Origin of the sequence: Acidovorax sp. HMWF018 (assembly GCF_003061035.1) — a bacterium.
GTDB lineage: Bacteria > Pseudomonadota > Gammaproteobacteria > Burkholderiales > Burkholderiaceae_C > Acidovorax > Acidovorax delafieldii.
In genome coordinates this window covers 2,971-4,698 of sequence record NZ_QAIM01000633.1, presented here as the reverse complement: position 1 = coordinate 4,698, position 1,728 = coordinate 2,971, and the positions used below count along the sequence as shown (strand labels likewise).

Sequence of the window (1,728 nt, the reverse complement as noted above, 5' to 3'; positions counted from 1 at the left end):
AGTTGCAGTCCGCCTTTGCGGCCAAACACCTGCTGTTTGCGCACGCCGCCATTACCGATGTGCGAGGCCAGCAGCTGGTGCATGACCAGCGGATTGCGCGTGCCGGTTTTGGGGTGGCGCAGGCCAGTGAGGCCGACACCCGCATCCGCCTGCAGGACTGGACGCTGGAGCGCAGCGACACAGCGCGCGGCAAGTCAGACTTTGCAGCCAGCCGCTACACCACCCACATCGTGGGCAGCGATTTTGGGCTGGACCTAGTGTTTGACAGCACCCAGCCCGTGCTGCTGCAGGGGCAGCAAGGGCTGTCCCGCAAGGGGCCGGACGCCGAGCAGGCCAGCCACTACTACAGCCAGCCCCAGCTCGCCGTCAGCGGCACCTTGCAGGTGGGCAACAAACGCATGGCGGTGACACCCGACACGGGCCGCGCCTGGATGGATCACGAGTGGAGCGAGGCACTGCTGCACCCCGACGCGCAGGGGTGGGACTGGATCGGCATGAACCTGCACGACGGCAGCGCGCTCACGGCATTCCGACTGCGGCGGGCCGATGGATCAGCGCTGTGGGCTGGGGGATCATGGCGGGCACCCGGGCAGCCGGTGCAGGTGTTTGGGGCGCAGTCTGTGGCGTTCACCCCCATGCGGTGGTGGACCAGCCCACGCAGTGGCGCGCGCTACCCGGTGCAGTGGCAGGTGGAAACGCCCGCAGGCAGCTTTGCAGTGAACGCGCTGCTGGACAGCCAGGAGCTGGACAGCAGCGGATCGACGGGTGCGATCTATTGGGAAGGGCTGTCGGACCTGATGGGTGCCACAGGCCAGCCCGTGGGCAGGGGTTACCTGGAGATGACTGGATACGCAAAGCCGCTGCGCCTGTGAAGGCTGCAGCGGCTTGATGTCAGAAAGATACCGCCAGATCGGGCGGCGTCACCCCCTCAATGCTTGGCGGAGTTGCCTGCGCGGCGCTGCGCCAGCCAGGCAATGATCTCGCCCATGATGCCGCGGCGGAAGGCCAGCACGCAGATCACGAAAATCAGGCCCGTGACCATGGTGACGGATTCGCCCAGGGTCTTGAACCATTCCACGCTGGTCAAGGCGGCCAACAGGTTGCCGAATTCACCGATCTTGTTCTCCAGCAGCACCACCACAGCCGAGCCGATGAGCGGGCCCGACAGCGTGCCCAGGCCGCCTACCAGGGTCATCAGGATGACCTGACCCGACGCGGTCCAGTGCACATCGGACAGCGTGGCAAAGCCGAGCACCAGGGTCTTGAGAGAGCCTGCGAGGCCCGCCAGAGCCGCCGACAACACAAAGGCCAGCAGCTTGAAGCGGTGCGTGTCATAGCCCAGCGAGATGGCGCGGGGCTCGTTCTCCTTGATGCCCTTGAGCACCTGGCCAAACGGCGAGTGAATGGTGCGCACGATCAGCAAGAAGGCTGCGACCACGATGACCAGGGCCACGTAGTACATGACGAGGTCGCTTTGCAGATCGATCACGCCAAACAGCTTGCCGCGCGGCACACCCTGCAAGCCGTCCTCACCACCCGTGAAGGGGGCTTGGAGACAGGCAAAGAACAGCATCTGCGCCAGCGCCAATGTGATCATGGAGAAGTAAATGCCCTGGCGGCGAATGGCCAGCCAGCCAAACAGCAAGCCCAGCAGCGCGCCACCGGCGGTGCCGAGCAGCAGACCCACCTCAGGCGTCAGGCCCCACACCTTGATGGCGTGGCCAGCCA

General features: G+C 65.5%; 2 protein-coding genes. One reads left to right on the top strand and one right to left on the bottom strand.

Annotation, left to right across the window (positions count from 1 at the left end; translation table 11 throughout):
* Positions 1 to 872: lipocalin-like domain-containing protein (locus DBR23_RS26790; RefSeq protein ID WP_108500104.1), on the top strand; the 872-nt coding region annotated here is incomplete at its 5' end.
* Between the two features lie 56 nt (positions 873 to 928).
* Here DBR23_RS26790 and DBR23_RS26785 read toward each other — a convergent pair.
* Positions 929 to 1,728: branched-chain amino acid ABC transporter permease (locus DBR23_RS26785; RefSeq protein ID WP_369882176.1), on the bottom strand; the 800-nt coding region annotated here is incomplete at its 5' end.